Below are 22,799 nucleotides of genomic sequence, written 5' to 3'. Positions count from 1 at the left end.
GTTAATCGCACACAGCCTCCTACCCGCTGTCATCCACCCGGGAGGAGGCCACCAAGCTAAAGGAGCCAACATGGCTGACAAGTTTGACGTGATCGTTATTGGTGCAGGCCCTGGTGGCTACGTAGCGGCTATCCGCGCTGCGCAGCTGGGTTTGAAAGCCGCCTGTGTTGAAAAATGGATCGGTAAAGAAGGTAACGTCGTTCACGGCGGTACCTGCTTGAACGTAGGCTGTATCCCGTCCAAAGCGCTGCTTGAAGCCTCGCACAAGTTCGTCGAAGCCAAGCACGATTTCGACGACATGGGTATCGAAGCCGGCGACGTGACCATGGACGTCAAGAAGATGATGGCGCGCAAGGACAAGATCGTTAAGAACTTGACCGGCGGCATCTCTGGCCTGTTCAAGGCCAACGGCGTGACCGCCATCGAAGGTACCGGTAAAGTGGTGTCTGGCAAGCAGGTTGAGGTGACCGACCTCGACGGCAACACCACCACTTACGACGCCGACAACATCGTCATCGCGGCAGGCTCCGTGCCGGTGGAAATTCCGCCCACGCCGCTGACCGAAGGCCTAATCGTCGATTCCACCGGCGCACTGGAATTCCAGGAAACGCCGAAGCGTCTTGGCGTCATTGGCGCGGGCGTCATCGGCCTGGAGCTGGGCAGCGTATGGAACCGTCTGGGTTCTGAAGTCACCGTGCTGGAAGCGATGGACTCCTTCCTGCCGATGGTCGACACCGCGATTGCCAAAGAGACCCAGAAACTGCTCAAGAAGCAGGGGCTGGACATCAAATTGGGTGCCCGTGTGACCGGTTCGGAAGCGAACGGTGACGAAGTCGTCGTCAAGTACACCGATGCCAACGGCGATCAAGAGATGACCTTCGACAAGCTGATCGTATGTGTCGGCCGTCGTCCTTATACCAAAGGCGTTGTGGCCGATGGCGTGGGCGTCGAGCTGGACGAGCGTGGCTTCATCTTCGTGGACGACCAGTGCCGCACCAACGTGCCGGGCGTCTACGCCATCGGTGACTGTGTACGCGGTCCGATGCTGGCGCACAAAGCGTCTGAAGAAGGCATCATGGTGGCGGACATCATCGCCGGTCACAAGGCCGAGATGAACTACGACACTATCCCCAGCGTCATCTATACCTTCCCGGAAGTGGCCTGGGTCGGCATGACCGAGCAGGACGCCAAGGCCAAGGGTATCGAAGTCAAGACCGGTAGCTTCCCCTTCGCAGCCAGCGGCCGTGCCATGGCCAACAACGCCACCGAAGGCAGCGCTAAGATCATTGCCGATGCGGAAACCGACCGTATTCTCGGTATGCACATCGTGGGTCAGCACGCCGGTGAGATGATCGCCCAGGGCGTGATCGCCATGGAGTTCGGCTCCAGCGCCGAAGACCTGGCATTGACCTGCTACGCGCACCCGACCATGTCGGAAGCCGTGCACGAAGCTGCTCTGGCGGTAGAAGGTCATGCCATTCACATGGCCAACCGCAAGAAGCGCAAGTAATTCGCTAAGCAACAACCAAGCGCCACCGTCAGGTGGCGCAACACTTTCATGGCGGCGTGGGCAACTCGCCGTCATGAAAGCACGGGGATGACCAGCACCTGCAAGATGTTCTTCAGGGCGACTGATCATCGTTCGAGTCACATGCAACCAATGGCATGAATCGATGAACCTTCACGAGTATCAAGGCAAACAGCTGTTTGCTGATTATGGTCTGCCAGTGTCCAAAGGCTTTGCCGTGGACACTCCCGAAGAAGCAGTAGAAGCGTGCAAAAAAATCGGCGGCGACATGTGGGTCGTCAAAGCCCAGGTTCACGCTGGCGGCCGCGGTAAAGCGGGCGGCGTCAAGCTGATCAAGGACCCGGCAGAAGCCAAAACCTTCGCCGAGCAGTGGCTGGGCAAGAACCTGGTCACTTACCAGACTGACGAAAAAGGTCAGCCGGTTGCCAAGATTCTGGTAGAGACCTGCACCAACATCGCCGACGAGCTCTACCTGGGCGCGGTCGTTGACCGTACTACCCGCCGTGTGGTCTTCATGGCCTCTACCGAAGGCGGTGTTGAGATTGAAACCGTCGCCGAAGAGACGCCGGAAAAGATTCTCAAAGCTGAAATCGATCCGCTGGTCGGCGCACAGCCCTACCAGGCGCGTGAGCTGGCGTTCGCGCTGGGTCTGGAAGGCGATCAGGTGAAGCAGTTCACCAAGATCTTCCTGGGTCTCTCCAAGCTGTTCCACGACAAGGATTTGGCACTTCTTGAGATCAACCCGCTGGTCATCACTGACGAAGGCAACCTGCACTGCTTGGATGCCAAACTGGGCCTCGACAGCAACGCCCTGTACCGTCACCCGGACCTGCAGGCCATGCGCGATCCTTCCCAGGAAGATCAGCGTGAAGCCGACGCGGCGAAGTGGGAACTTAACTACGTCGCCCTCGACGGTAACATCGGTTGCATGGTCAACGGCGCAGGCCTGGCTATGGGCACCATGGATATCGTCAACCTGAGTGGCGGCAAACCCGCTAACTTCCTGGACGTTGGCGGCGGCGCGACCAAAGAGCGCGTCGCAGAAGCGTTCAAGATCATCCTGTCTGACGACAACGTGAAAGCTGTTCTGGTGAACATCTTCGGCGGCATCGTTCGTTGCGACATGATTGCTGAAGGCATCATCGGTGCCGTTGAGCAAGTGGGCGTTAACGTCCCGGTGGTCGTTCGCCTGGAAGGTAACAACGCTGAATTGGGCGCTGAAAAACTGGCGTCTAGCGGTCTGAACATCATCGCTGCTACCAGTCTGACCGACGCGGCTCAGCAGGTTGTAAAAGCAGCGGAGGGCAAGTAATGAGCATCCTGATCGATAAGAACACCAAGGTCATCTGCCAAGGTTTCACCGGTGGCCAGGGCACGTTCCACTCCGAGCAGGCGATTGCCTATGGCACGCAAATGGTCGGTGGTGTTACGCCGGGCAAAGGCGGCCAGACGCACCTGGGCCTGCCTGTTTTCAACACCGTGAAAGAAGCGGTCGAGAAAACCGGCGCAGAAGCCAGCGTGATCTACGTACCGGCACCGTTCTGCAAAGACTCGATCCTTGAAGCTGCGAACGCTGGCATCAAGCTGATCGTGTGCATCACCGAAGGCATCGCGACCCTCGATATGCTCGACGCAAAAGTAAAATGCGACGAGCTGGGCGTACGCCTGATCGGCCCGAACTGCCCGGGCGTGATCACTCCCGGTGAGTGCAAAATCGGTATCATGCCGGGTCACATCCACCAGCCGGGCCGCGTTGGTATCGTTTCCCGCTCTGGTACCCTGACTTACGAAGCCGTTAAGCAGACCACTGACCACGGTTTCGGTCAGTCTACCTGTGTCGGTATCGGCGGCGACCCGATTCCGGGTTCTAACTTCATCGACATCCTGGAGATGTTCGAGAAGGACCCGAAAACCGAAGCGATCGTGATGATCGGCGAAATCGGCGGCACTGCCGAAGAAGAAGCCGCGGCTTACATCAAGGCCAACGTTTCCAAGCCGGTGGTTTCCTACATTGCCGGTGTGACAGCACCTCCTGGCAAGCGTATGGGCCACGCGGGCGCCATCATCTCTGGCGGTAAAGGTACTGCCGATGAGAAATTTGCGGCTCTTGAAGACGCCGGTGTGAAAACCGTTCGTTCTTTGGCGCAAATTGGCGACGCGCTGAAAGAAGTAACCGGCTGGTAAGCCGCGCACTTTCTTCGTGACGCTGAAAAGGGCACCTTGGGTGCCCTTTTTGCATTTGAGGAGGTTAAGTAAAGCGGTGAGGCGGCTAGCGCTGACGCAGCAGTCGCGCGCTGTAGAGCAGTAGCAGCGGCGCACCGGCGGCAAGATACAAGTGGTAGCTAATCAGCCGCCAGACCAGCACGGCGGCCACGGCCTGCTCCCGGCCCATCAAGGGCAGCAACAGGCTTCCCACCCCCACTTCAGCCGCCCCTGCGCCGCCAGGGAGAAAGCTGAATTGGCTGGCGGCCATAGCTAGCATCTGAGTTAAAAACGTCCAGAGCCAGTCGGCATGCCCCCCGATGCCAATCACCGCTAGGTACAGCAAGCTGTAGCGCAGCAGCCAGTGTAGGGTCGTGAGTGCCAGCATCGCTGCCAACGTGGCTTTGGGTAGCGCCAGCGTCATACGCAGCGCATGGCGACAGCGTAACAGTCGCCTAACCAGCCAGCGCCTGCGGCTAGGGCGTATCCAGGCTAGCCACTGGCGTTGAGTACGCAGCAGCTTGGGTAAGTACCCCATCATCAGCGAGACGCCCACCGCTAACAGCGCCAATCCCAGTAACGAGAGCTGTACCAGCCCCTGGTGTGGCCACTGGGCATCCCCGAAAACCGACATCGCCACCAAACCGCTCAGCATCAGCAGAAAGAACAGCAGGTCGCACCCCTGGTCGATGAGAAACACGGCGGTGCCTTTTGAGGGCGAAAATCCCCGCTGGGCAAGTAATAACAGCAGAGTGGCCGGGCCGCCGCTACCGCCTGGCGTTGCGCAGAGCGCGCACTTCGCCGCCAGCTCGATGCCCAGCGCGCCGCGCTGCCCAAGCTGGCCAGCTCGGCCGTTGAGCATCAGGCGCAGCCGGGCGGCGTTCAAGTTCCAGCATAGCGCCGCCATGGCGATCATCAGAACCAGTAGGCTAATGGGAAACTGCGCCACATGCTCAAACGCTTTGCTGCCCCCTGCAAGCGATGTGAGCACCAGTGGCGCTACCAGAGCAGCCAGCAGTAGAACGGCGTGTAGCGGACGAAAGCGCAGCAGCCGTTGAGGTTTAGCGACGGACGACACGGGCATCGGGCTGTTCGAGTCCACAGAGGTCGACATAGTGCGTCAGCAGCGAGCCAATGACGCTATCCCAGCTAAACTGGCGCTCAACAAAATGGCGCGCGTAGCGTCCGCTGGCGGCAATATCGTTGCTAAACAGCGCGGAGCAGGCGTCCGCCATCGCGTCAGGGTCAAGCGGCTGGCAGAGCACGCCCGCGCCCAGCGGTACGTTCTCGATCAGCGCGCCTGCCCGCGCGCCAATCACCGGCAGGCCGCTGGCCATCGCTTCCTGGGCCACCAGCCCAAAGGTTTCGCGGGTGCCCGCATGCAGCAGCGCATCGCTACTGGCAAGCGCTCGGGCCACTTCATGGCTACCGCAGCAGCGGTTTACCACCGTGACATTGCTAGGTACTTGAGTCGGCATGCCCGGCCCCATCAGCAGCAGGTGGTAGTTGCTGCCAAGCGCCCGCATGGTGGCGAGTAGTACGTCGATATTCTTTTCTCGGGAAAAGCGGCCAACAAAGATCAGCAGCTTTTTATCCGCAGGAATACCCATGGCCGTACGGAAGCCGGGGTCGCGTCGTGAAGGGTGAAACTGCTCTAAATCAACCCCTAACGACTGCACGCGCACGTTGGGCACGCCCCACTCGGTGAGTCGGTTGGCCATCGCATGGCAGGGAGCAAGCACGCTATCAAAGCGCTGGTACAGGTCCACCACGTAGCGAATTAGCCGTTGGCGAACATGGCGGCCAAAACGGTCCCCCATTAAGTTAGGTAAGTCGGAGTGGTAGAACCCCACCACTGGCACACCTAGCCGCTGGCCAGCCTCCAGCGCGGCCCAGGCGGTCACATACGGATCACCTGCTTCGATCAACGTGGGGGAGAGGTCTACCAAAGCATCACGCCAAGGGCGGCGGCGCAGCGGGAATCGATAGCCTTGTCCAAGAGGCAGATGCAGCGCTGGTAGCGTGTGGTGGTCGCCCAAACTATCACGCTCAGCCCCTGGCACCAGCAGGCTGGTACGGAGGTTGGGTGTGCGCGAGAGGACGCGGTGCTTGGCCTGTAAATAGGTGCGAACGCCGCCACTTGCCGGGGCGTGGAACATGGTCACATCGGCGATGTGCAAGGTAACCTCCGAGCCACATGAGTGTCATCGAATTACCTTAGGGTAGAAATAAGTCAGTTCTGCGACAACGTCACCTTGGAGCAGAAATAAAAACGCCACGGCAAAGCCGTGGCGCGAACACGTGTTGGCTGCGTTTAGTCAGCAGGTTTGGCGACCAGCGATCGTGTCTCTTCACGGGCTTCCGTGAGTGATACGCGCAGGCTATCGCCCAGCTTGAAGCGCTCTTCGCCTTCGATCTGAATGCGGCCCTCTTTGTCATCGATGACCACTTTATCGCGGTCACTGTGCATCAAGGGGGCAGGCACGAACGCCGTCGCGCCGTTTTCTATCAGGCGAACCCGCATACCGCCACGGTTGATCGCCATGATTTCGGCGTCGAAGGTGTCCTGATTCTGCGCCGCCGGGGTCAGGTAGCGCACGTAAAGCCAATCTTTCACGTCGCGCTCGGCCATACGGTTCAGACGGCGGCGCTCGGTGAGCTGCTCGGTGAGCTGCTGGCTGGCTTCTGCCGGAGCCTGCTCACCCTTCAGCACGCGCTTGATCAAGCGGTGGTTGACCATATCGCCATACTTACGAATCGGCGAGGTCCAGGTGGCGTAGGCGGGCAGCCCCAGGCCGAAGTGCGGGCCAGGCTGAGCCGACATGCTGGTGAAGCCCTGGAAACGGCGCAGGCGCGCATCCAGCCAAGCGTCGTCGCGGCTTTCAAGCGCACGCTTCAGCTCCTTATAGTGGGCAAGCTCGGTAAGTGCTTCCTGGGCCACTTCGATGTCTTGAGTCGCCAGGAACTCTTGTGCCGCTTCAGCTTTTTCCGGCTCGAAAGCGCGGTGTACGTTGAAGATTCCGTGGCCGATATGGCTAGCCAGGAAATCCGCGCAGCAGGCGTTGGCAGCAATCATCGACTCTTCGATCATACGGTTGGCAATGCGGCGGTCTTCGGTGTGAATCCCCAGCACGTTGCCCGCTTCATCCAGATCAAACACGTAATCAGGACGATCTTTAAATACCAGCGCGTGCTCGTTGCGCCACGCGGTACGCGCTTCGGTCAGCTCACGCAGGGCGTGTAGCTGCTCGGCAATATTATCTGCCGGTGCCCAGTCGCCTTGACCTTCAATCCAATCAGAGACGCGCTCGTACACTAGCTTAGCGTGGGACTTCACGTTGGCCGCGAAGAAGCGGTAGTCGCCCAGGCTGCCGTCGGCGTTAATGTTCAGCGTGCAGGCCAGGGCAGGGCGCTCTTGGCCTTCCCGCAGCGAGCAAAGATCATCCGCCAACTGCTCGGGCAACATGGTCACGTTCTGGCCCGGCAGGTACACGGTAAATGCACGGACGCGGGCTTCCAGGTCAGCAGCGTGGCCCTCTTCCACATAAGCGGTGGGGTCGGCAATCGCCACGCTCAGCTGCCAGCCGCCTTCGGGACGGGCCACCACATGTAGGGCATCGTCCATGTCTCGCGTCTTTTCGCCGTCGATGGTAAAGAAGGGCTGTGCGGTGAGGTCTTCCCGCGTCAGTCCCTCGTCGCGTAGCGGCCAATCGCTGCCGGCATCCGGGCACTCTTGCTCCAGCGCGTGGCGAGCAAGCGTCACGCGCCACGGCACGGCGGGGTCGTCGGCTTTGGCCACCAACTCATCGATCTGGGAGAAGAAGCCGCGGTCGTTCTCTTTTAGCGGGTGACGCACCAAACGCGCCACGACCCAATCGCCGTCGGCAATGGAGTCTTCATCCAGGCTATTTTTGATGCGTGCTTTTAGAACGTTGCGAATCGAGGGGTGATCCGGCACCACCGCGAGGCGGCCTTCGCGCTTTTGCACGCGAGCAACGAAGCGGTCTAAACCGGCTTCAATAAGCTTTTCAGGCTCAACCGACTTTTTATCGCCGTTCTCGTGAATCACGGCTTCCACACGGTCGCCGTGCAGCACCTGTTTCATGGCGGGGGGCGGCACGAAATAGGATTCGCCGCTATCAGTTTCAAGAAAACCAAAGCCTTTTTCTGTGGCTTTGATCACCCCTTCAGCGCGCGGGGTGGTTTCACGGATCTGTTGCTTGAGCTGGGCAAGCAGGGAGTTGTTTTGAAGCATGTGTTCAATCAGTTGGCGAGAGTAGGTTGCCACTATACGGATTCCCACTGGCTGCGCCAATCGTTGCCCTTGGGTAAGTCACGCCCGCTCAGGCGGGTCAATGACTTACCCGCTTGCGGATGAATCGGTTAAGCTGAGGCTCACTTCATGCGCCACGCCCAAGGAGCCTGTATGACCCCACGCCTGATTGTTTCCGACCTGGACGGTACGCTGCTGGGTAGCGACCACCGGTTGCACGACAGCACGGTAGACGTACTGCGCGCCCTGGTGCAACAGGGCCACCATGTGGCGCTGGCCTCGGGCCGTCACTACCACGACATGCGGGTATTTCGTGAGGAACTGGCCATTCCGGCCCATTTGATCAGCACCAACGGTGCTTACACCCACGCCCCGGATGACCGCTTGATCAGCGCGTCTCACCTGGCACCTGAACATGCACACACCTTGATTCATCTGCCCCGGCCCCCGCAGGTGCGCCTGAGCCTGTATCGCGATGAGGGTTGGCATGTCGATGCCGAAGCGCCGCACCTGCTATCGCTGCATGCCTCCACCGGGTTCACCTATGACGTGGTGCCGCCCGAACAGATGGACCGCCACGGGGTGGGCAAGGTGCTCTATCTGGGTGACCCCCAGGCGCTGGCCGAACTGGAGGCCCAGGCCCACGCGGCACACGGTGAGGGGCTGCACATCACCTACTCCACGGTGGACTCACTGGAGATCATGGCGGGCGGGGTGAACAAGGGCGTTGCACTGGCGGCGCTGCTGGAGTCATTGGGCCTCACCGCCGCCGACTGCCTCGCCTTTGGCGACAACCTCAACGACACCGAGATGCTGACCCTGGCCGGGGAGGCGCAGGTCATGGCCAACGCCCACCCGGCGCTGTTCGACCGTGTGCCCGATGCCCGGCGCATTGGCCATCACGGGGAAGCGGCGGTGGCCCAGTGGTTGGCTGAGCGTTTCGGGCTGTCGGGTTAGCTCTGCCACCTTAGTCAAGAGCCGCTTGCGGTAGCGACAGCGCTCCACCATCATCTAGCCCCTAAAACGATAACAACCCAGGGGCGCTTTCCACGATGACAACCACGCCTGCGACCTTGATGGTGGTCGATGATGACCCGGAAATCCGTGAGCTGCTGGCGGATTATCTGGGGCGCCACGGTTATCGGGTGTTCACGGCCGAAGGAGCGCAGGCGCTCTATCAGCAGCTTGCGGAGCAGACGCCGGATTTACTGATCGTCGATGTCATGATGCCAGGGGATGATGGCTTTACCATCTGTCGCGAGTTGCGCAAGCACAGCGACCTGCCGATCATCATGCTCACCGCCAGTGCGGACGATACCGACCGTATTCTGGGGCTGGAGCTAGGCGCCGACGACTATCTTGGCAAGCCCTTCAACCCCCGTGAGCTGCTGGCGCGTATCAAGGCCGTGCTGCGTCGAAGCCGCACGGCATTGGGCCTTCAGGAGGCTCGCTGGGTGCGCTTTGGCGAGTGGCAGCTGGACCGGATGACCCGTGAGCTGGTGGACCAGGCGGGCGAGCGTACGGCTCTGTCAGGTGCCGATTTCCAGCTGCTTCAGGTATTTCTGGAACGTCCCGCCCAAGTCATTACCCGTGACGACCTGTACGCCTTGACCCGGGGCCGAGACGCCCCGCCTCTGGACCGTTCCATCGACGTGCACGTGTGTCGGCTACGCCAGCGGCTGGGTGAAGATGCCCAGCATTCGCAGCTGATTCGTACGGTGCGCGGGGCGGGCTACGTGTTGACCGCTCAGGTAGACACCGCCCTGTGAAGCGCTGGCGACGCTGGCTGCCTGCCAGCCTGCGCGGCCGTTTCGTGATCATCATGATTGCAGGGGTACTGGCCGCCCAGGTGGCCAGCTACGCGATCTGGACCTCGCAAATGCGCGCTAGCCAGCTGGAGCAGCTCGATGAGCTATCCAGCAACATGGCCTTCAGCATTGCGTCCACCATGCGCTTTTTTCGTTCGCTGCCGGTGGACTATCGCCATATCGTGCTCGACCAGCTGCGCAACATGGGAGGCACGCGCTTTTTTGTCAGCGTCAACCAGCGGCGCATCCCCGTGGAGGACATTGGCAGCGGCCCCGAAAAAGCGGTGGTGGTGAACAATGTCCACACGATCCTCACCCAGCAACTGTCGATCGACGATGTCGTGGTGGAGTTCTCCCGCCCCGAGACCCTGCGGGTATTCAATAATGAAGTGCTGCTCTACGACCTGCCGCCGCGCTGGGGCCAGCACAGCCTGCTGATGGAGCCGCTGTCGCCGCCCATTCTGGTGGTGCAACTGGAGCTGGCCCCGGATACCTGGCTCTACGTGGCGACCCTGCTGGGCGTACCGGACATTTTCAGCGGTTACCGCTGGCTCTCTGAAGAGCGTCTGCTGGCGGGGCTGGTGGTATCGACGACAGCATCGTCAAGGCCGCCCAGCTCGATGGGGCCAGCCTGCCGCGCATCTACTGGCGGGTGGTGATGCCCTGCCTGCGTCCGGTGGTGTTCAGCGCGGTGATGATTCTGGCGCATATCGCCATCAAGAGTTTTGACCTGGTGGTGGCGCTCACCGGCGGTGGCCCGGGCTATGCAACGGACCTGCCGGCCACGTTCATGTATACCCATGCGTTCAACCGGGCGCAGATCGGGCTGGGGTCGGCCAGCGCCATGCTGATGCTGGGGGGCGTGCTGGCCATCCTGATTCCGTACCTCTACTCCGAATTGAGGAGCCGCAAACATGGCTAACGTGATTCGTCGCCAAACGCTGGGCGCGCGGCTGCTGCGCGGGGTGCTTTATGGCGTGCTGGCGTTGGCGGCCCTGTTTTACATTCTGCCGCTGGTGGTCATGCTGATGACCTCCATCAAGCCACTCAGCGAAATCAGCGCAGGCACCTTGCTGTCGCTGCCGCAAAACCCGACGCTCGAACCCTGGGCCAAAGCCTGGGGCGAGGCGTGTACCGGCATGCGCTGCGAGGGCGTGGGTGGCTACTTCTGGAACTCCTTTGCCATCGTCATCCCCGCCGTGCTGATCTCCACCGCCGTGGGCGCGTTGAACGGCTATGCGTTGACCAAATGGCGCTTCAAGGGCTCTGAACTTGTCTTCGCGCTGATGCTGTTTGGCTGCTTCATTCCGTTTCAGGTGGTGCTGCTGCCCATGGCGCAAACCTTGGGCTGGCTGGGGCTTTCCAGCTCGCGGGCGGGCTTGATTCTAGTGCATGTGGTATTCGGTATCGCCTTTACCACGCTGTTTTTCCGCAACTTCTACGTGGGCATTCCCAACGAGCTGGTGTCTGCGGCCAAGCTGGACGGGGCCGGGTTCTTTCGTATTTTCTGGCGCATTCTGCTGCCGGTCTCGGCGCCGATCATCGTGGTGTCGGTGATCTGGCAGTTCACTCAGATCTGGAACGACTTCCTGTTCGGTGTGGCGTTCTCTTCCCATAACACCCAGCCGGTCACCGTGGCCTTGAACAATCTGGTCAATACCTCCACAGGGGTACGTGAATACAACGTCGACATGGCCGCCGCCATGATTGCCGCGCTACCGACGCTGGTGGTCTACGTGCTGGCGGGCAAATACTTCGTGCGTGGGCTCACGGCAGGCTCCGTAAAGGGCTAATAACAATAGGATTTTGATCATGGCAGCGTTAGAAATTCACAACGTATGCAAAGCGTTTGGCAGCGAACGGGTGCTGAAGGATGTCAGCATCTCCATCGACTCCGGCGAGTTTTTGATTCTGGTGGGGCCGTCCGGGTGTGGTAAATCCACCCTGATGAACGCCATTGCCGGGCTAGAACCCGTCACCAGCGGCAATATCTATATCGACGGCGAGGACGTGACCTGGCGGACCCCCGCCGAGCGCGATATTGCCATGGTGTTCCAATCCTACGCCCTCTACCCCAGCATGACCGTGCGCCAGAACATCAGCTTTGGCCTGGAGATGCGCAAGGTGCCCAAGGCCGAACGGGAAGCCGCCGTGGAGCGGGTGGCCGACCTGCTGCAGATTTCCCACCTGCTGGATCGCAAGCCCGCCCAGCTGTCCGGTGGCCAACGCCAGCGGGTGGCCATGGGGCGCGCGCTGGCGCGAGAGCCCAAGGTCTATCTGTTCGACGAGCCGCTCTCGAACCTGGACGCCAAGCTGCGGGTAGACATGCGGACCGAGATCAAGAAGCTGCACCAGCGCTTGGGCACCACCATCGTGTACGTCACCCACGACCAGGTAGAGGCCATGACCCTGGCCGACTGCATCGCGGTGATGCGCGATGGGCATATCTTGCAGTTGGGTAGCCCCGACGAGGTCTATAACAACCCCGTGGACATGTTCGTGGCGGGCTTCATGGGCTCGCCGTCGATGAACTTCATCCGTGCCACGCTGGTGGCGGCCGGGGAGGGTTACGCCCTGCGCATTGCCACGCCGGGGGAGGCTGATCTGCTGCTGCCGTGGCCTGCCTCTCGCCATTCGCCAGGGCTGGTCGAGCGGCTGGAGAAATCGGTCATTCTGGGCCTGCGCCCGGAGCATTTCAGCGAGGAGGACCTGCGGCTCGCCGAGCAGGCGGAAGGCACCCTGCTGGAGGCTACGGTGAGCGTGGTAGAACCTACCGGGGCAGACATTCTGCTGCGCCTGCCGTTGGGCGAGCAGGAGATCACCGTGCGGGTCGGCCCCAAATGCCCGGTCGCACCCGGCGAGCGTTTGGCACTGCGGGTGGATATGTCCCGGGCGGTACTGTTCGATGCCGACACCGAGCAGCGGCTGGCCTGAACCGCTGCCTGACGTGCTGTGACAGGCTTACTCCTTGTGCCGCGTGGCGGCAGGGGCGGGCTCCTTGTCCAGCCGTTTGAGCTGTCGCCAGAGATCCTGACGCAGGTCGGCCAGCCGCGGCTGCTCTTCCGGGCTGAAAGCCACCGGCCGACACAGGCGCTGGGCGCGCAGCCCCAGGCGGGCGCTCAGCAGCCCCGTGGCCAGCCCCTGGCCTGCGCGTGCCGACAAGCGCCCTGCCAAATCCAGCGAGAGCATGTTGACGCTGGCATCGGTGGCCAGTTCGCTGGCTCCGGCAAAGGCCATGTTGTGCAACACATGGCGAAACAGCCGCAGTCGGCTGGCGTAGCCGAGTTCCAGCCCGTATAGGCGGCTGAGCCTGTCTACCATGGCCAGGCTGCGCCAGGCCACCAGGGCCATATCCACCAGCGTCAGCGGGCTGACCGCCACCATGATGGCGGTTTCACCCGACATGCGGGTAATCAAACGCTGGGCTTCCCGGTCTCGAGGGGCCAACAGGTGGTAGCGCAGCAGCGTATGGATCTCTTCCCCGCTATGGTGGGGCTGGCAGGCGCGCTGAAAGGCCAGCCAGTGAGGGTCGTCGTTGCCGAGCTTCAGCTGCTGGCGAAGCTGTTCGGCCATGGCCAACGCCTGTTTGCCGGAGCGTTGGGGTAGTTCGGCCAGGTTGGCCCGCAACCGGTCATGGCGCTTGAGCCGCCCCAGACGGCCAATTTCCTTCAACAGCGAGACACCGCCCAGGCCAATCAGGCTGATACCGAAGAGCTGCCAGGCCATGGTCAGCCACTGGGACTGCGCGAGCGCATCGGGGATACCGGTGACCAGTTCCACGGTGCCCAGCGTGGCACCGCCTGCCAGCGCAAACATCAACCCCCAGCGGCGCTTGCGGGGAGCGCCCAGGGTTTCTTCCGGCAGGGCTTTCAGCTCGGCCTGGGTGGCCAGCGGCTGGTGGGTGTCCGTGGCGGCAAAGCGCTCGTGCTGACGCAGAGTCTCTGCGGCGGGCTCGGGGTGCGCTTCGCTATGAAAGTCACGGCGGGGCTGAGGGTTGCTCATGACAGTTTATCTCCAATCAGCCAGTCGATCGCGGCGTCCATACGGATGTGGGGCAGCGCCTCGCCGTTGGCGGGCATCGGGCGGAAACTCGGGAAATCGAACCCCTGCTGCTGCCAGAAATCGGCCTTGGGCAAGCGGCTGGGCACGTCACCTGGGTAGACCAGCACCTCTTCGCCTTCCAGGGTGGTGCCTTTGAGGGCCGGGCTGCGCTGACCGTCGTGGAGCACTTCCCGAGCCTCGGTGGCGCGGATGGCCGCCAGCGACAGCGCTTTCACCGGGATATCGGCAAAGCGTAAGTCTTTCAATGGCTCCGCCAGCAGCGCTTCTAACAGCTGCACCACGTGGGTGTGTTGGTCGGGTGTCACGTGGTCCGCCTTGGTGGCGGCAATGGCGAGGCGGTCAATTTTAGGAGCGAACAGGCGGGTCAGCAGGCTGCGCTTGCCGTAATCAAAGCTCTTCATCAGCTGTTGCAGCGCGCGGGAAAGATCCTCGAAACGCTCCGGCCCGGCGTTAAGCGCGCCCAGCACGTCCACCAATACAATCTGGCGGTCAAAGCGGCGAAAGTGGTCGCGGTAGAAGGGGCGCACCACCTGCTGCTGGTAGTAGCGAAAACGCGCCGCCAGGGTGGCGTAGAGGCTCGACTCGGGCAGCGCGTCGAGGGTTTCTTTGGGAGTATCTAATCCAGGCAGCGGGAAGAACTGCAGCACCGGTGCGCCATCTAGCTCGCCGGGCAGCAAAAAACGCCCCGGCTGCAGGTCAGAAAAGCCCGCTTGCTTGGCACGACGCAGGCCTAGTGCATAGGCATCGGCCAGCGTGGCGAGCTGTGCTTCATCGGCTTCTGCCGTAGGGTCTAGCTGCTCTGACTCGGCCAGCCATTCGCTAAACAGTGCCCGGCGATGAGGGCCTTCGTGCTGGGCTTGGCTCTGGCTCCAGCTGTAGAAGTCGTGCTGCAGCAGCGGCAAATCCAGCAGCCATTCGCCAGGGTAGTCGAACAGGTCCAGCGTCAGGTGAGCGATATCCGGCGTAAACCAACCCTGTTGGACGGGGCGGTAGCGCAGCTGTAAACGCAGCTCGCTAATGCCACGAGTGGGCTCGGGCCAGCGCGGCGGTGTATCTCTCAGCGATGCCATGCCGGGGTCATAAGGGAAGCGTGGCACGCCTAAGTCCGGCTGATTTAAACGCTGCGCGCCTAGCAGTCGACCTTCACGGGCAACCGGTAGCAGGTCTAACTGTGCTTCTACGCCTGCATGGCGTAGTTGGTTCACCAGCGAGGTTAAAAACGCCGTTTTACCCGCTTGCGAAAGGCCTGTCACCGCCAGCCGCAGCTGCCGGTCTCGGCTTCGCTCTAACATATTGCTCAATTCGCGGCTTAACGGCTGGCGCATCCTGTCGCTTCCTTCATCGGGTGGGGCATCTTGGCGAGGTGGTGGAACGTTAGCGCTGCCACATCAAGACAAGTTGAGAGAGCATGGGCAGGGTCGCAATGATAAAACCGACGACCGCGAGGCTATAGCCGGGCCAGCGGCGCTGCATTTTTTGTGCAAGCGTTAAGCCAACCAAACACACCACCATACCGATCAGGTTAAAGGCAAGCGTGGCTGCTTCCAGCCATTGTTGTGGATCCATCGTCGCTCCTTGGGGGTGTATCAATGGCTTGATCATAGCAAAGCCTTGATGAACCGATCATTAACCGCGGCTTATTGTCGTCCCTAGCAGGTGCTGTGCCCCTGGTACTAACCAAACGGGGTCAAGGCGAGTATTGGCGGCTTCAACGCATAAAAAGTGTTTGGCGGCGTCGGCGGGTGTGTCGCTGGGCAGGTCGCTATCCGGGTGCCAGACCACCGTGGAGTCGCTGGACTGCTTGCCGATGCGCAGCGTGCGCTGGCCGTCGTTGAGCAGCACCGCTTCATTGGTGTGATAAATACGGTCGACCGGGCCACGAATCGCCAGCGTGCCCTGTTGCTCAGATTCCGCAAAGTCACGCAGCTTATCCAAATAGCGCGCGCCTGCTAGGCCTTCTAAGCGGCATTGATGCACCTCATTAACGGCCAGGTAGGTATGCAGTGCGCCGCTGGTTTTGATCGGAGCATCGCCAATGTTTTCGCTGATGATCTCAACGTTTAGCCGCTGGGCGTTGGCTTGAATGACCACGCGGGCGGTGAGCTGGCTATGCAGACACTCTTCCGGCGAGAGATGGACCTCGATGCCTTCGGCGTGGTCGTCAACGGCGTCCAGACGCCACATGGCGTGGCGGGCAAGCCCATGGAAGGGGCCGTTACGCTCGGGGCTTTCGTCAGCGTAGCGCTCGTCGGCAAACCAGGGCCAGCAAAGCGGAATGCCGCCACGAATCGCGCCCGGCAGCGCCTGCGGCGTTGGCGTTACCCATAGCCAGCCAGTGTCGCCTGTTGGCTGAAAGTGCAGCACCTGTGCGCCTTGCAGGCTAATGACCATTTCCCCCCAGGCCATGTTGAAGAGTGCGACGTCACGGCCTTCCCAGGTGGCGCGTTGATGACCATCAACGCTGCTAAGTAGCTGTTTAAGGGAGTCGGGAATCATAAGAGGATCCTTGTGGGAAAAGGCAACAAATGGGCAGAACAGTAGCGCCGTGTGCTATGGTAGGACAAGCATAGGTGGAAGGATAGGTTGAAGGTAAAACCCCAAGCTGAGTGAAACCAAGGAGGTAGTATGGGCTTTATTGCGTGGTTAATCATTGGTGGTTTAGCTGGCTGGATTGCTGGCAACATCATGCGTGGCGGTGGTTTTGGTATTTTAGGCAACATCGGCGTGGGTGTGGTTGGCGCGCTCGTCGGGGGCTTCTTATTTAGTTTGCTGGGTTTACAGGCGGGTGGCTTTATCGGCTCGCTGGTCACGGCAACCGTGGGGGCGGTGGTCTTGCTATGGGTCATTAGTAAAGTCAAAAGCGCTTAGCGCACGCTACTCTTTGCGGTAATCGCTGCCCGGCCTTTGTGCCGGGCAGCGCTGTTTTGTGCGGCTGCTATCGGTCTTGGCAGCAGATTCCGTTACACTATGCCGCTTTTGGCGGCCTCGTTGGTCTGCTCTGGTTGGTTATGGCTTTTATTGATCGCTTTCTGTTTCTTCGAGGTGTCTTTTGTTCGACGCACTAAATGCCTGGTGGGCTCAACAGCTGGTGCTGTGTGATTGGGCTTTTACACCGCACCCACTGGCGGTGGATGCGGTCGCGGCGGAGCAACGCCTGCTAGAACTGGGTATTACAGATCGTGGCGCGTTAGCAGACCAGCTGTTTTTTGCACTCGGTGCACCGTCAGGCAGCGCCGATCAGCTGTTGGGCGCGCTGGAGTGGGCAGCACTCGCCGGGGCGGCGGGTTGGCTAAGCCAGGCTCAGGCGACGAACTGGGCACACCACTTAACACGGCGCATCACTTCTGACTACAGCGATCAGCGAGCGTGGCTGTCGGATCTACGTCGTGCGCTGGGGGGCAAAGGTTGGGAAACTGGCGCAGACGACCGTTTTATCGACGCCTGCCAAGCACTGGCAGATCTAGAGAGTGAAGGTGAAGGTGTCACATGGCAAACCCTGGATACTGAGCTAGCGCAACGCCCTGCACCGGCTTCGTTATGGCCGCAAGCGCCAGAAGCTCAGCCTTGGCGGTTGGGCGCGCTGTTTCGCCCAGTGGTGAGCTACCCGGCTAGCGCCGCCGACTGGCCCGATGCCAGCGAGTGGTTAGGGCACATCTGGCAAGTGTATGACCGCGAGCAACTATTAGAAGTGATGCTATGGCTAAGCGCCCAGGGTGAGCGCCAGCGCTGGGATATTGAAGCCCGCGAGCTGCTGACCATGGATCGCGCCCAGCGCCAAGAGTGGCAGCGGGGTGCGGTGAACGATGCTCCCTACGCGCCCGTGCTCACTGCGTTCGTCAATCAGGGCGAGCCGTTGGAGTGGGCCGCCTGGGATTGGCTGCGGTTAGTAGAGCTCGCCTGGGCTGGTGCTTGCTGCGGCTGGCTAAGCCAGGCGGAAGCGGACGACCTAGCGGCCCATGCGGCTGACCTCGTGGGTCGTCGTTACCACGACTGGCACGCAGTACTGAAAGCCTACATGCGCGGGCAAAGCCTGTTCGAGGGCGTTGATCGCCGGGGGATGACACCCAGCGCCCGCCACAAGCTGTTAATGCACGCTGCCCATAGCCCCTGGAAGCACTCGCTGGGTGCGTTACTGGACGAGCCGACTCGCCAAGCCTCGCGTACGCGTATCAAAGCGTGGCGCAACACGCCGCACCATTGGCTGCTCGCCCTGGCTGGCGTACGCGAGCCGGATGTCATGCTGCGTCAGCTCAATCCCTCGGCCCCGATTGCCGAGCAGCGCCGCGCTGATGCCGCCGTCTACCTACAGGATTCACTTGGCCTGCATGCGGATGAAGGCCATCAAGTGCTGGCGCGCTATTGGCTACCCGCCCAGGCGCACCATCTCAACCAGCTGGCTGCGGATGCCGCCCATGGCGTATTGCCACCGTCGCAGACGCGCTTTGGTCAGCCGACCCCCGATGAGCTCAAACAGCGCAACGCGGTAAAAGGCGTGAGCCGCCACGCCGCGACGATTCACATGGCCGAGAAGTTTGCCTTCTACCTGCATATGGCTTTCGACAGTGGTCTGTTCGAGCGCGAACCGCTCATGCAGCACGCCAGCGCCCTACGGAGCTGCCTATGCCGTTTTTATGCGACTCCCAAGCGCCTGCTAGAAGCCTGGTTTGCCTGGGAGAGCTGCCTGCCGGAGCCAGAGCACGACTCGCTCATTAATGAAATTGCATGGCATCTGGAAGATCCTGGCAGCCTGTTCCACTGGCTAGATTGGCGGCCAGGTGCGTGGTGCGAGCCTGGTGAGAGACCTACATTGACCCACTTCACGGCGATGTCGCTGGTGGGGCCGCTGAACAGTGCGGTGTGGAGCGAGCCACAGTTGGAAAGCCCGCGTGAGTGCGCCGACATTCGCGAATGGGTAGAGAGCCACTATCACCTCTCTAGCGCCGACGACATGCAGGAGTTTTTGACCTTCATGTTGGAGGCGGGAGATCGGCAGGAGTACCAGATCAACTACGCGCCCTACACGCTGAACCCGGAGCGGTTGGCGGCTGAGATCGCCATATTGGAGTCCGGCGACTGCGGTGAAGAGGAGCGTCACCACTTGTTGCGCCTGCGCCGTGTGAGTACCAATGAAGATGATTGTAATGACGTGGACATGGCCGCTTGGGACATTGCCCAGCTCGTGGATCTTGCCATTGCGGCACGTCAGCTAGGTTGGCTCGACAAGTCAGCATTCGCGAACGTGCTCGACCGCGCCTATCAGTTGGCGTCGGATCATTACTCGGGTTGGCAGGAGTATGCGGCGGGCATGTACGCAGGGTTTTCATTTTTCATGGGCGACACCCCGGAACGAGAGAGCTTCTTGGCTGGTTTTCGTCAAGCTCTGGTGGCTTGGTTATGCGGCGCGCCAGTGCTGGCCGGCCCCTGGGCAAGTCTGGATTTTCCGGGTAACAAGCCGCGGCATTTTGCGCCGTTGCATATCGACACGTTGCCGGGTGATCAACGAATCTTACATTAGACTCGCCAAGCATAGGATAACTAGCTTATAGTCCAGGGGTTGTAAAAAATGAGTTTTCTCATGCTTGGGTTTTTTCAATTTCCATTTTGTTACGAGGTTAATCGCATGGTTGCGTCGCCACACCCCGCTGTGACCGCTGTCCGTGTTGTAAGTGTTTGTGTCGTCGTTGCTTTGTTAGCTGGCTGTGCAGGCTCTGCCTCACGCCAGGACATGGAAGCCCCCGAGGATTATTTCTCGATGTCGCTTCCCGGCATGGAGGGAGTCACACCCCAAATGTCGCCCGTTGATCCTATCAGTGCTCACCTGCGTAACCTGCAGACGCCCCCGCCAACGGTCGTTCGCCAAGCGCTGTTAGAGCAGCATCAGCGGTGGGCAGGAACGCCTTATCGGATTGGGGGGACGACGGATCGAGGGATCGACTGCTCTGCCTTGGTAAGAAACGTTTTCCGCGATACCTTTGACGTTGAGTTACCCCGTACTACCTATGATCAAGTGCATGAGGGACGCCCGATCGACCGCCAAGAGCTGCAGGCGGGCGATCTGGTCTTCTTCCGCCCACCCGGACGCTACAACCACGTAGGCATTTACGTCGGCAATGGCTATTTTCTCCATGCTTCCACGTCGAAAGGCGTGATTATATCCAGCCTGGATAATAGCTACTGGCAGCGCTACTACTGGCAGTCGCGTCGTGCCTTAGAGCCGACCAATCTGGCCCAGCTCAGCAGTCGTTATACGCCGTAAGTGTCGGCCGTGCGCGTCGGTCAACATTGGAAAGGCCATCAATGATTGAAGCGAAAACGCGCGCCTGGTGGCGCGCGACGGCAGCACTCTGCCTCGGCTCTTTTCTGGTATTCATCAACCTGTATGCCCCGCAGCCCTTGCTGCCCGAGTTGAAAGAGGCATACGGCGTTTCTACCCTGGGCATCAGCCTGCTGATGTCGGCTTCCACCTTGTCGTTGGCACTGGCCCTGCTGGTCTTTGGGCCGCTTTCCGATGCCATTGGCCGTGAAGCGATCATGCGTTTCACGCTGCTGTTGGCGGGTGGCCTGTCCCTGGCGCTGGCTTTCGCGCCCACCTTTGAAAGTCTGCTGCTGCTGCGCTTGCTGCAGGGCTTCGTGCTGGGTGGACTGCCCGCCGTGGCCATTGCCTGGATGGGCGATGAGTTCGACAAGCCCGCCCTGCTGAGCGCCGTGGGGCTCTATATCGGGGCCAATTCGCTGGGGGGCATCAGCGGCCGCATCGTTGGCGGGGGAGCGTCGGCTGTGGGTGGCCCAGGCGCTGCGTTTCTGGCCGTGGGCGCCATGACGATCATCGGCTGCGTGCTGTTCTGGCGGCTGCTGCCCAACAGCCGGGCCTTCCAGCCCAAGCGGTTCGAACTACGCCAAGCGCTGAGTGATCTGGCAGGCCACCTGCGTACGCCCGTATTGCTGGCAGCCTACTGTCTGGGCGGCATCAATTTTCTCATTTTCATCAATCAGTACAGCTACATCACTTTTCGCTTGGCAGAAGCGCCTTATCATTTGGCGGCCAGCGGGTTGGGGCTGATCTTCCTCACTTACCTGGGCGGTACTCTAGGCTCGACGGTCTCCGGTAAATTGGCCGGGCGTTTCTCTCCCGCCAGCTGTATTGGCATGGGCATCGTCATCCTGATGCTGGGTACGGCCATTACTCTGGCGGAGTCGCTGGTGGGGATTCTGGTGGGATTGACCATCAATGCGTTTGGCTTCTTTCTGGCCCACTCGCTGGCTTCCAGCTGGGTGGGGCGCTACGCCCAGGGCGCCAGGGGCAGTGCGTCGGCGCTGTATCTGGTGTTTTACTACCTTGGAGCGAGTATCGGGGGCTTCTGGCTGGAACCGTTCTGGCGTTGGGCGCAGTGGCAGGGGGTGGCCGTAGGGTCCTGGCTACTGCTGGCCGTGACCCTGATGATTGCGCTGGGTATGTGGCGCGTCGAGCGTCGTCTGGCCAGCGCTTAGTCGCTCCTTAGCTGTCCGTCGGCCAGGTGCAGATGCCGGGTACAAAGCCGGTTCAATAGCGCCATGTCGTGGCTGATGACCAGCACGCCCAGCGCCTGGCGTTCGGCGTGGGTCTTCACGGCTTGCCACAGGCTGAGTTGGGTCAGTGGATCCAGCATCGTCGAAATCTCATCGGCGATCAGATAGCGCACACCCGGGGCCAGGGCGCGTAGCACGCACACCCGCTGCAGCTCGCCCCCGGACAGCTCCCCCGGAAAACGCTTCAGCCACGCGGGCCGAATACCGAACGCCTCTCTCAGCGCCTCTGGCGGTGTCCAGGCTTCCTCCAGTAATCGAGCCACCCGCCAGCGCGGATTGACCGCCCGTTCCGGCGATTGAGGCAGCCACTGCACGGGGCGCAGGCCCCGTGATGGCAAGGGCTCTCCGTCCATGTGCAAAAAGCCGTGGCGTGGTGCCCAGTGGCCTGCCAGCACTCTGCCCAGCGTCGACTTGCCTGCCCCGGAAGCACCGCTCAAACCGACCCACTCGCCCCGTGCCAGCGCCATCGACAGCGCCTGAAACAGCGGTGGCTCGCGGCCAAACCCGAAGGTGAGCTGGTGGGCTTCAAGCAAAGCTGGGCTCCTGAACATGAGGCTGGATGGGTAAGGTGCTGAAGGCGTTGTCGGGCAGCGCTTGCCACAGTGCTTTGGCATAGGCGCTGTGCAACTGCTCCCCTTGGCCATGAAAGGCCCGGGCCGAGGTCGTTTCCACGGCGCGTCCCTGGCGCATGATGGTCACCCGGTGGGCAATGGGCAAGGCATGGCGCAGGTCATGGGTGATCAGCAGGACAGCTTTGCCCTCTTTGGCCAGTGCCTGCAGGGTAGCCAGCACGCGGTCTCGCTGGGCCGGGTCCAGCCCGACGCTGGGCTCGTCGGCAATCACCACGCGGGCATGGCCGGCCTGGGCCATGGCCACCAGCACCCGCCTGGCCATGCCGCCGGAAAGCTCATGGGGGTAGCGCCGCGCTGCATGGGCAAGCTGGTAGTGCTGCAGCAGGTCGTGGCTGCGTGCTTGAGCGCTGACGCGGGAAAGGCCTGCGCGGCGAGCAGCCCAGCGTATCTGGTGCTGGCTGCGTGTCAATGGGTCCAGGGCGTTCAGGGTCTGTGGAATCAGCGCCAGTTCACGGCCACGCAGCTGGCGCTGGCGCTCGGGCGTCAAGAGGTCGCCCTGGAAGGTCAGGGTGCCGTGCTGCTGTGCTGCGGGCGGCAGCAGGCCCAGCAGGGCATGGGCCAGCAGGCTTTTGCCGGATCCGGACGCGCCGACCAGGGCGTGTATTTCCCCTGCCTGAATGTCCAGGGAAAGCGACTCGATCACGGGCGACCACTCGCGCTTCCACCAGCGGGGGTAGTGGGGCAGGCTCAGGCTCCATTCGGTGATCTCCAGCATGTTTGGCTCCCTT

The 22,799-nt window shown here is 61.2% G+C and carries 20 protein-coding genes and 2 pseudogenes; 13 read left to right on the top strand and 9 right to left on the bottom strand.

Going from position 1 to position 22,799, the window contains the following annotated elements; translation table 11 throughout:
• Positions 1–70 precede the first annotated feature (70 nt).
• From lpdA to sucD, 3 genes are all read left to right on the top strand, one after another.
• Complete coding sequence (gene lpdA / locus RVM26_RS09885; protein WP_044627829.1) at positions 71–1,510, top strand: dihydrolipoyl dehydrogenase; 1,440 nt, start codon at positions 71–73, stop codon at positions 1,508–1,510.
• 163 nt (positions 1,511–1,673) lie between these two features.
• Positions 1,674–2,840: an ADP-forming succinate--CoA ligase subunit beta gene (gene sucC / locus RVM26_RS09880; RefSeq protein WP_016914526.1), complete on the top strand. Its 1,167-nt coding sequence runs from the start codon at positions 1,674–1,676 to the stop codon at positions 2,838–2,840.
• On the top strand, positions 2,840–3,712 hold the full coding sequence (sucD, locus tag RVM26_RS09875) for a succinate--CoA ligase subunit alpha (protein WP_044627828.1): 873 nt from the start codon (positions 2,840–2,842) through the stop codon (positions 3,710–3,712). Before sucC ends, sucD begins: the two co-directional genes overlap by 1 nt.
• Before the next feature lie 85 nt (positions 3,713–3,797).
• On the opposite strand, the gene gpgF is transcribed toward sucD, so the two are convergent.
• The 3 genes from gpgF to RVM26_RS09860 all read right to left on the bottom strand — a co-directional run bounded on the left by gpgF (position 3,798) and on the right by RVM26_RS09860 (position 7,985).
• Positions 3,798–4,814, bottom strand: coding sequence for a glucosaminyl phosphatidylglycerol flippase (gene gpgF, locus RVM26_RS09870; protein WP_058576927.1), 1,017 nt, complete (start codon positions 4,812–4,814; stop codon positions 3,798–3,800).
• Positions 4,792–5,910: an N-acetylglucosaminyl phosphatidylglycerol synthase gene (gene gpgS / locus RVM26_RS09865; protein WP_044627826.1), complete on the bottom strand. Its 1,119-nt coding sequence runs from the start codon at positions 5,908–5,910 to the stop codon at positions 4,792–4,794. Before gpgS ends, gpgF begins: the two co-directional genes overlap by 23 nt.
• Before the next feature lie 134 nt (positions 5,911–6,044).
• On the bottom strand, positions 6,045–7,985 hold the full coding sequence (locus tag RVM26_RS09860) for an exoribonuclease II (RefSeq protein WP_137093241.1): 1,941 nt from the start codon (positions 7,983–7,985) through the stop codon (positions 6,045–6,047).
• 171 nt (positions 7,986–8,156) lie between these two features.
• On the opposite strand from RVM26_RS09860, the gene RVM26_RS09855 reads away from it, so the two are divergent.
• The 6 genes and pseudogenes from RVM26_RS09855 (at position 8,157) to RVM26_RS09830 (ending at position 12,745) form a co-directional block, all read left to right on the top strand.
• Positions 8,157–8,960 (top strand): Cof-type HAD-IIB family hydrolase, encoded by an 804-nt coding sequence (locus tag RVM26_RS09855; protein ID WP_287807244.1) that lies wholly within the window; start codon positions 8,157–8,159, stop codon positions 8,958–8,960.
• A 95-nt stretch (positions 8,961–9,055) separates the two neighbouring features.
• Positions 9,056–9,772, top strand: coding sequence for a response regulator (locus tag RVM26_RS09850; RefSeq protein ID WP_287807242.1), 717 nt, complete (start codon positions 9,056–9,058; stop codon positions 9,770–9,772).
• Between the two features lie 53 nt (positions 9,773–9,825).
• A pseudogene (locus RVM26_RS09845) lies at positions 9,826–10,407 on the top strand (ATP-binding protein); the annotation flags it as partial.
• Positions 10,386–10,733 (top strand): annotated as a pseudogene (locus RVM26_RS09840) (carbohydrate ABC transporter permease); the annotation flags it as partial. The pseudogenes RVM26_RS09845 and RVM26_RS09840, both read left to right, overlap by 22 nt.
• Positions 10,726–11,604, top strand: coding sequence for a carbohydrate ABC transporter permease (locus RVM26_RS09835; RefSeq protein WP_039176323.1), 879 nt, complete (start codon positions 10,726–10,728; stop codon positions 11,602–11,604). The pseudogene RVM26_RS09840 and the gene RVM26_RS09835, both read left to right, overlap by 8 nt.
• Before the next feature lie 19 nt (positions 11,605–11,623).
• The gene (locus tag RVM26_RS09830; protein WP_287807240.1) at positions 11,624–12,745 is read left to right on the top strand and encodes an ABC transporter ATP-binding protein; all 1,122 of its coding nucleotides are present in this window, start codon (positions 11,624–11,626) and stop codon (positions 12,743–12,745) included.
• A gap of 27 nt (positions 12,746–12,772) precedes the next feature.
• On the opposite strand, the gene RVM26_RS09825 is transcribed toward RVM26_RS09830, so the two are convergent.
• From RVM26_RS09825 to RVM26_RS09810, 4 genes are read right to left on the bottom strand one after another with little or no spacing between them, the layout of a single operon-like run.
• Positions 12,773–13,813, bottom strand: coding sequence for a YcjF family protein (locus RVM26_RS09825; RefSeq protein WP_287807238.1), 1,041 nt, complete (start codon positions 13,811–13,813; stop codon positions 12,773–12,775).
• On the bottom strand, positions 13,810–15,198 hold the full coding sequence (locus RVM26_RS09820; protein WP_287807237.1) for a YcjX family GTP-binding protein: 1,389 nt from the start codon (positions 15,196–15,198) through the stop codon (positions 13,810–13,812). Before RVM26_RS09820 ends, RVM26_RS09825 begins: the two co-directional genes overlap by 4 nt.
• A 49-nt stretch (positions 15,199–15,247) precedes the next feature.
• Positions 15,248–15,439, bottom strand: a complete 192-nt coding sequence (locus tag RVM26_RS09815) for a hypothetical protein (protein ID WP_058576924.1) — start codon at positions 15,437–15,439, stop codon at positions 15,248–15,250.
• Positions 15,440–15,499: 60 nt separating this feature from the next.
• On the bottom strand, positions 15,500–16,369 hold the full coding sequence (locus tag RVM26_RS09810) for a D-hexose-6-phosphate mutarotase (RefSeq protein WP_287807235.1): 870 nt from the start codon (positions 16,367–16,369) through the stop codon (positions 15,500–15,502).
• 129 nt (positions 16,370–16,498) lie between these two features.
• Here RVM26_RS09810 and RVM26_RS09805 point away from each other — a divergent pair, with 129 nt between their 5' ends.
• From RVM26_RS09805 to RVM26_RS09790, 4 genes are all read left to right on the top strand, one after another.
• The gene (locus tag RVM26_RS09805; RefSeq protein ID WP_044627819.1) at positions 16,499–16,741 is read left to right on the top strand and encodes a GlsB/YeaQ/YmgE family stress response membrane protein; all 243 of its coding nucleotides are present in this window, start codon (positions 16,499–16,501) and stop codon (positions 16,739–16,741) included.
• 181 nt (positions 16,742–16,922) lie between these two features.
• The gene (locus RVM26_RS09800) at positions 16,923–19,388 is read left to right on the top strand and encodes a DUF1266 domain-containing protein (protein ID WP_287807233.1); all 2,466 of its coding nucleotides are present in this window, start codon (positions 16,923–16,925) and stop codon (positions 19,386–19,388) included.
• A gap of 105 nt (positions 19,389–19,493) precedes the next feature.
• A complete protein-coding gene (locus RVM26_RS09795) occupies positions 19,494–20,129 on the top strand; it encodes a C40 family peptidase (protein ID WP_498941726.1) in 636 nt (211 codons plus the stop codon).
• Positions 20,130–20,170: 41 nt separating this feature from the next.
• A complete protein-coding gene (locus tag RVM26_RS09790; RefSeq protein ID WP_287807232.1) occupies positions 20,171–21,361 on the top strand; it encodes an MFS transporter in 1,191 nt (396 codons plus the stop codon).
• On the opposite strand, the gene RVM26_RS09785 is transcribed toward RVM26_RS09790, so the two are convergent.
• Both RVM26_RS09785 and RVM26_RS09780 read right to left on the bottom strand, forming a co-directional pair.
• Positions 21,358–21,972 carry an ABC transporter ATP-binding protein gene (locus RVM26_RS09785; protein WP_287807231.1) on the bottom strand — a complete coding sequence of 205 codons (615 nt, stop codon included), beginning with the start codon at positions 21,970–21,972 and terminating at the stop codon, positions 21,358–21,360. The two genes, RVM26_RS09790 and RVM26_RS09785, sit on opposite strands and share 4 nt — an antisense overlap.
• Entirely contained in the window at positions 21,965–22,786 is an 822-nt protein-coding gene (locus RVM26_RS09780; protein WP_287807229.1) for an ATP-binding cassette domain-containing protein, read from the bottom strand. The genes RVM26_RS09785 and RVM26_RS09780 overlap by 8 nt, the downstream gene beginning before the upstream one ends.
• Positions 22,787–22,799 lie beyond the last annotated feature (13 nt).

Origin of the sequence: Halomonas sp. KM072, from assembly GCF_050710315.1 — a bacterium.
Lineage (GTDB): Bacteria > Pseudomonadota > Gammaproteobacteria > Pseudomonadales > Halomonadaceae > Vreelandella > Vreelandella hamiltonii.
This window is presented reverse-complemented; position numbering and strand designations above follow the sequence as displayed.